The following is a 6,922-nucleotide window of genomic DNA, read 5'->3' on the forward strand; positions in this document are numbered from 1 at the left end:
CAAAAATCAAAGGCTATAAATTGAACATTATTGTTTTTTTTTGAACTTTTTGGGTTGACTTTTTATAACAGTTTGAGTCAATGATTTATTTGTGTGATTTTTAAACAGGTGAGTGAGGGGGTGTATAAAAATAATACGGTTGTTCCACTGTGAAAAAACAGTAAAGCCTGTTAAATACAGGCTTTAGCTGTTACAAGTTACTAACTCAACGATGAGTATATGTGTAAATATTAAGGTTTGCTGCCACTGACCCTTGTCCATTCGCCTTGCTGAGCAATCTCGTCAAGCTTAACAAAAGGCGCGTACACGTCGGCAACAGACTGCGCCTGTTCAGCCAAAATCCCCGACATGGCTATTTGACCGTGAGGTTTTAAAAAGCTCAAAATGATCTCGTGTAGCTCTTTGAGTGGTTGTGCAAGAATATTAGCAACGACAATATCAGCACTAAATTCAGGTTGATCTTCAGGCAAGTACACTTCTAATTGCTCTGCCACACCATTACGTTGTGCATTATCAAGACTGGCTGCTAAGGCTTGAGGGTCAATATCAATGCCAATTACGCGCTGAGCACCTAGTTTAATTGCTGCAATGCCCAAAATGCCGGAACCACAGCCAAAATCGACTACAGTTTTACCACTTAAATCTTGACTCTCTAGCCATTTTAAACAAAGTGCGGTTGTTGCATGTGTACCAGTCCCAAAAGCCAAACCAGGGTCGAGTAATACGTTAACGGCATCTGGGTCGGGAATATCGCGCCAGCTAGGGCATATCCATAAACGCTCACCAAATTTAATTGGATGAAAGTTATCCATCCATTCGCGTTCCCAATCTTTGTCTTCTAGTTGCTCTATTTTATAAGTCAGTGAATGCTCACTATTTGCTTTTAAATAGGCGACTACTACGTCCATATCGTGTGCGGCATCAAACAAGCCGATAACTATGGTATCGGGCCAAAAAATAACCTCTCCCGGCTTTGGTTCATAAACAGGGTTATTGCTGCCATCCATAAAGGTGACAGAGGAACAGCCAACATCGAGCAGTAAATCACTGAGGTTATCGGCGGTTTCTTTATTAGCGTGAATGCGGATTTGGATCCAAGCCATGAGCTTTCCTAAATTTGCTAGTTATTAAAAAGGCCGCAGTTGCGGCCTTTAATCAATTATCATGAATTTAAAGGGCTGTTAGCCTTTTACATCCAAGAAGCTTTTCAGAAGATCTGAACGAGAAGGGTGGCGTAATTTACGCAACGCTTTAGCTTCAATCTGACGAATACGCTCACGTGTTACATCAAATTGCTTACCTACTTCTTCTAGCGTGTGGTCGGTGTTCATGTCAATACCGAAACGCATACGTAGTACTTTAGCTTCACGTGCTGTAAGGCCTGCCAATACTTCGTTGGTTGCGCCACGAAGACTCTCCATCGTTGCTGAGTCAATTGGTGACTCAATGGTAGTGTCTTCGATAAAATCACCTAAGTGCGAATCTTCGTCATCACCAATTGGTGTTTCCATAGAGATTGGCTCTTTAGCAATCTTCAATACTTTACGAATTTTATCTTCAGGCATTAACATACGCTCAGCCAACTCTTCAGGGTTTGGCTCTCGGCCCATTTCCTGAAGCATTTGACGCGAGATACGATTTAGCTTATTGATTGTTTCAATCATATGCACTGGAATACGGATCGTACGTGCTTGGTCAGCAATTGAGCGAGTAATTGCCTGACGGATCCACCAAGTTGCGTAAGTTGAAAACTTATAACCACGACGGTATTCAAACTTATCAACCGCTTTCATCAAGCCGATATTACCTTCTTGGATTAAGTCTAAGAACTGTAAGCCTCGGTTGGTATATTTTTTAGCAATTGAAATTACCAGACGTAAGTTGGCCTCAACCATCTCTTTTTTAGCTCGGCGAGCTTTCGCTTCACCAATACTCATACGACGGTTGATATCTTTAATTCTTTCGATAGTAAGGCCAGTGCTTTCTTCAATAGCCTTTAGCTTGTTGATACAGCGCTCAATTTCAGGTTTCACTTGCGACAGTTTATCTGAATATTTCTCACCGGCTGCTATTTCAGCATCAACCCACGCCATATCTGTTTCGTTGTTAGCAAAATGCTTTACAAAGGTTTTCTTTGGTACTTTGGCAATTTGTACCGCTTGCTTCATTACGATGCGTTCTTGAACACGTACTCTGTCCATCATTTCGCGCATGTTATTAACCATGCGGTCAAACTGTTTAGGTACTAGCTTAAAAGTACGGAATAATTCACCGATTTCATGAATTGCAGCTTGTGAATCAGGGTGCGAGCGGCCTTTTGTATTAAAAGTTGCGCGCGCTTGCGTGTACAATGTACGAAGCTGTTCAAAGTGAATGCGAGCTTCTTCAGGATCAGGGCCTGTATCCGCTTCTTCATCATCTTCATCATCTTCGCTTTCGTCATCTTCATCAGCTAAGTCTTCATCGCTTAACTCAGAACCGATATGAGTTGCAGAGATTTGAGTCTCTTCCGCATTCGGATCGAAAAAGCCAGAAACGATATCACTTAAGCGCATCTCTTCGGCTTCAAATTTATCCCATTGCTCAAGCAAATAAGTAATTGCTTCTGGGTACTCTGCAACAGAGATCTGAACTTGGTTGATACCTTCTTCAATCCGCTTTGCTATTTTTATCTCGCCTTCGCGAGTCAATAGCTCAACAGTACCCATTTCACGCATGTACATGCGCACAGGGTCAGTAGTGCGACCGATTTCTTTTTCAACCGTAGCAAGTGCAGCAGCAGCAGCTTCAGCAGCATCCTCATCGGTAGTAGTTTCTTGCATCATCAATTCATCGGCATCAGGTGCATTTTCAGCAACTTTAATACCCATATCGTTGATCATACTAATGATGTCTTCTACCTGATCTGAGTCTATTATGTCTTGTGGAAGATGATCGTTAACTTCTGCAAAAGTTAAATACCCTTGCTCTTTACCTTTTTGAATCAGAAGTTTTAGTTGTGACTGAGGAGATTGATCCATAGAGATTTATGCTTCCACTCTGATAAGTTGATACAACAGGCGCCAGCGAAAAACACCGAACAATTTGCATGACGCAGTGAATAGAACATTATAACAGCAAAATTTGATTTTGACTAGTTCTTCTATCGTTTTAACGCTTGCATTAATAGTGCACATTCGAGTCGCTCTTCGTTGTTAAGGCCCTGTGTTTTGTCTTTTATAAATAAGGTCTCTAACCTAAAGTTTAAACACTGATCTTCAATAAATTGAAAGGTATTTTGGAACTCTTCGGTGAGTGCTTGCTCATTTATTTCGTGTTGCCAAATGGCTAATTTTTTTAATGCTTGGTATTGAGGCTTTTCTCTGAAATATTCAAGTAGCTGAGCTGTTGTATAGTTGGGGTGTTCTAAACAAACAGATTGTAGCTCTAGTAATAGTTCAATGCCTGGAATGCTCATTTGTGCCAGTTCGGGCAAGTGCTCAATACTTGATGCAAGTTTTGGGTGCTGTACTAGCAAGCCAATTGCACGTCGCATAGGTGTTACTTTAAACTTACGTTCAATATTTTGCAGCTGTTTGGGCGTTGCTAACTTGGCTGATAGTTGCTCAGTTGTTCTGCCTATCAGGCGCGCTAGTTTTTCTAGTAGGCTCTCTTGATAAAATTCACTGGGTAATTTACTTATTAAGGGTAAAGCATCGCTTAAAAGCTTCGCTTTACCTGCATCGCTAGTCAATTCACAGTTTAGCGCCAGTTTGTCGAACAGTACTTTTGAAAAGTCGTCAGCTGCTTCTAAGCGTTTTTCAAAATCAACCTTCCCTTCTTTTTGGACAAGCGAATCAGGGTCTTCACCGTCAGGTAAAAACACAAACTTTAACGACTTGCCATCTTTTAGGAAGGGGAGTGCATGCTCTAATGCACGCCAAGCAGCGTCTTTACCTGCTCTATCTCCATCGTAGCAACATATTACTTTTTCTGTGGTTCTAAATAACGTTTGCATATGTTCTGTGGTGGTGGCCGTACCCAGTGCTGCAACTGCATAGGTAATATTTTGTTCTGCCAGTGCTACAACATCCATATAGCCTTCAACAATGAGTATATTATCTAACTTATCGTTGCTTTGTTTTGCTTCATACAAGCCATATAACTCAAATCCTTTATGAAAAATACGAGTTTCAGGAGAGTTTAAGTATTTTGGGCCTTGACTATCCCCCATAACCCGCCCACCAAAGGCTATTACTCGTCCACGCTTATCTCTGATAGGGAACATAAGCCTGTCGCGAAAGAAATCAAACTGTCGACCGGGTGTTTTTTCCGAGGCTAGTTTGAGTTCAAGCAGTTGCTGGCGTTGATGTTGATTTCGACCGACTTGATGACACAGTGATTCCCACTCTGAAGGAGCGTAACCTATCATGTATTGCTTGACCGTTTCACCAGATAAGCCTCTGCCTTTTATGTAGTCTATGACTGCACTGGCATTTTTATGATGCTTTAATTGGTGCTGGTAAAATTTTGCGGTTTGCAGCATTAGGTCATAGTCAGAACGTTTTTGTTCAACGGTTCGCTCTGGCTTGTTTGAACCTTGCTCTCGGGGCACTTCTAAATTAAGTAAAGCAGCAAGTTCTTCAATGGCATCTACAAACTCAAGTTTGTCATAATCCATCATAAAAGAAATGGCGTTACCATTGGCACCACAACCAAAACAATGATAAAACTGCTTATCTCGAGATACGGTAAATGAAGGTGATTTTTCGTTATGAAAAGGGCAGCATGCTTGATAGTCTTTGCCTGCTTTTTTTAGACCAACACGGTTATCGATTAGATCGACAATATCGGTTCTATCAAGCAACTCATCTATAAACTGTCTTGGGATCTTTCCAGCCATACTATTCTAACGAAGTTCCTTTATGCCTAGACGAAGAAACCGAGCGCTAGGCTCGGTTCACTTTAATCATACAATCTGTATGTGGGGTTATGCGCTTAATCGTTGTTTAATTAAACCAGAGATTTTGCCCATATCGGCACGACCTTCAGCTTTAGACTTGATTATTCCCATAACTTTACCCATGTCTTGCATACCTGCAGCACCAGTATTGGCAATTGCATCATCAATTAATGTGATAATTTCTTCTTCAGTCAAAGGCTGAGGTAAGAAAGTTTCAAGCACAATAATCTCATTTGCTTCAATTTCAGCTAAATCTTCGCGCCCAGCATCTGTGTACTGAGTGAAAGAGTCACGGCGCTGCTTAACTAACTTCACTAAAACAGAGGTAATACCTGCTTCATCTAGTGTTGTTCGATTGTCAATTTCACGCTGTTTTATTTCAGCAAGTACCATACGTATTGCGCCAAGTCGTAACTTGTCTTTAGCTCGCATGGCATCTTTTTGTGCGTCTTTTAGCTTAGTTAAAAGGCTCATTTATACAAGACCGAAATAGATTAGTATAATTTAACGCGACGTGCGTTTTCGCGAGAAAGCTTCTTCATGTGACGCTTAACCGCTGCAGCTTTTTTACGCTTACGCTCAGCTGTTGGCTTTTCATAGTGCTCGCGACGACGAACTTCTGAAAGGATACCTGCTTTTTCACATGAACGCTTAAAACGACGAAGTGCAACGTCAAACGGTTCGTTCTCTCTTACTTTAATTACTGGCATTAAAAATTCACCTACCTAATAAATGAGCAATGCTCACGCTGATCAAATATTGATCAAGTGGTTCAAAAATGGTGCGGTATTGTAATCTGAAGCAACACCACATGTAAAGTGTAAATTATAGCTAAATGTAAGGCTATTTAATTGTCACGTTGATAAAGTCGGCATAATACTTGTCCTGCCTGTTTTTCTTTAATTATTTGCCAATTATCTGGAGTGATAAATGATAGCTCTTTCTCAACTTCTACATAGATTAAAGCATCATCCGTTAGCCATTGATTTTGCTCTAGTAACTCACATACATGCTGAGCTAACTCCTTGCGAAAAGGGGGGTCAACAAAAACAAGGTTAAAGGTTAATTGATCTTTATTATTGGATAACACGTCAATAGCACTACTGTTAATTACTTCAGCGTTGCTTAATTTCAATGTGGCAATATTTTGTTGTAGTTGCGAAGCGGCTAGTTTATCCAGTTCAATAAAATGGGCTTGCTTTGCAAACCGAGACAAACATTCAAAGCCCAATCCCCCTGAGCCTGCAAAGCAATCGAGTACGGTAGCTTCTCTGGTGTCTTGCATTAACCAGTTGAATACGGTTTCTTTCACCCTGTCAGTGGTTGGCCTAAGACCAGTCACATTTTTTACGGGTAACTTTCTACCTTTGAATTGACCGCTTATAATACGGATCATGCCATCTTTTTGATTTGCTTTAGAGGTTGTTTTTTTTCTCATAGGTGTCACAGGTCGTAGAATCTTAATATTTCACTCGGATAAATCACCATCGCTGCATTTTTCATCCCTTAGGAACATGATACACTGCGCGCTAATTTTAGATTTATTTTGACGTTAACATGTTGCTTCACTTTAGAAGCACGTTAGTGTTACATACTTATGGCTCTTTATTGGCGAACAACGGCAATTAATTTGAGTCATCATTAGTTTATCAGATTTATTAAATACGGTATTTAGCGAGCATGGGAAAAAAGAACAAATTTCTGTCTTGGTTTGGATTTGGCAAAAAAGAAGCAGAGCAATCACAGCAACAAACCGATGATGAGGCAAGCCTCGCTAGCAAAAAAGCGGAGCAAGCGGCAGCTGAAGGAGTCGAACGTCAACGCTTAGCCGCAGAAGTAAAAGCGCAGGCTGAGCAAGTTGCAGCTGAAGAGGCCGAACGTCAACGTTTAGCAGCACAAGCAAAAGTACAGGCTGAGCAAGCTGCAGCTGAAGGAGTCGAACGTCAACGTTTAGCAGCAGAAGCACAAGCACAGGCTGAT

Annotated in this window: 6 protein-coding genes and 1 pseudogene; 1 reads left to right on the forward strand and 6 read right to left on the reverse strand. The window is 41.0% G+C overall.

Annotation, left to right across the window (positions count from 1 at the left end):
• Window positions 1–230 precede the first annotated feature (230 nt).
• The 6 genes from prmA to rsmD form a co-directional block, all read right to left on the reverse strand.
• Window positions 231–1,103, reverse strand: a complete 873-nt coding sequence (prmA, locus tag SANK73390_RS18930; RefSeq protein WP_462767928.1) for a 50S ribosomal protein L11 methyltransferase — start codon at window positions 1,101–1,103, stop codon at window positions 231–233.
• 78 nt (window positions 1,104–1,181) lie between these two features.
• The gene (rpoD, locus tag SANK73390_RS18935) at window positions 1,182–3,020 is read right to left on the reverse strand and encodes an RNA polymerase sigma factor RpoD (protein ID WP_261591959.1); all 1,839 of its coding nucleotides are present in this window, start codon (window positions 3,018–3,020) and stop codon (window positions 1,182–1,184) included.
• A gap of 122 nt (window positions 3,021–3,142) precedes the next feature.
• Window positions 3,143–4,882, reverse strand: a complete 1,740-nt coding sequence (gene dnaG / locus SANK73390_RS18940) for a DNA primase (protein ID WP_462767929.1) — start codon at window positions 4,880–4,882, stop codon at window positions 3,143–3,145.
• Between the two features lie 87 nt (window positions 4,883–4,969).
• Window positions 4,970–5,416: a GatB/YqeY domain-containing protein gene (locus SANK73390_RS18945; RefSeq protein ID WP_261591961.1), complete on the reverse strand. Its 447-nt coding sequence runs from the start codon at window positions 5,414–5,416 to the stop codon at window positions 4,970–4,972.
• 20 nt (window positions 5,417–5,436) lie between these two features.
• Window positions 5,437–5,652 (reverse strand): 30S ribosomal protein S21, encoded by a 216-nt coding sequence (rpsU, locus tag SANK73390_RS18950; protein WP_010362466.1) that lies wholly within the window; start codon window positions 5,650–5,652, stop codon window positions 5,437–5,439.
• A gap of 137 nt (window positions 5,653–5,789) precedes the next feature.
• On the reverse strand, window positions 5,790–6,380 hold the full coding sequence (rsmD, locus tag SANK73390_RS18955; protein ID WP_462767930.1) for a 16S rRNA (guanine(966)-N(2))-methyltransferase RsmD: 591 nt from the start codon (window positions 6,378–6,380) through the stop codon (window positions 5,790–5,792).
• Window positions 6,381–6,622: 242 nt separating this feature from the next.
• Here rsmD and SANK73390_RS18960 point away from each other — a divergent pair.
• Window positions 6,623–6,922, forward strand: a pseudogene (locus SANK73390_RS18960) (signal recognition particle-docking protein FtsY); the annotation flags it as partial.

This window comes from Pseudoalteromonas sp. SANK 73390 (assembly GCF_054966645.1).

Excerpts from the sequence above, each read along its gene's own strand:
- prmA (WP_462767928.1), bottom strand. The coding sequence starts at position 1,103 with ATGGCTTGGATCCAAATCCGCATTCACGCTAATAAAGAAACCGCCGAT.
- rpoD (WP_261591959.1), bottom strand. The coding sequence starts at position 3,020 with ATGGATCAATCTCCTCAGTCACAACTAAAACTTCTGATTCAAAAAGGT.
- dnaG (WP_462767929.1), bottom strand. The coding sequence starts at position 4,882 with ATGGCTGGAAAGATCCCAAGACAGTTTATAGATGAGTTGCTTGATAGA.
- SANK73390_RS18945 (WP_261591961.1), bottom strand. The coding sequence starts at position 5,416 with ATGAGCCTTTTAACTAAGCTAAAAGACGCACAAAAAGATGCCATGCGA.
- rpsU (WP_010362466.1), bottom strand. The coding sequence starts at position 5,652 with ATGCCAGTAATTAAAGTAAGAGAGAACGAACCGTTTGACGTTGCACTT.
- rsmD (WP_462767930.1), bottom strand. The coding sequence starts at position 6,380 with ATGAGAAAAAAAACAACCTCTAAAGCAAATCAAAAAGATGGCATGATC.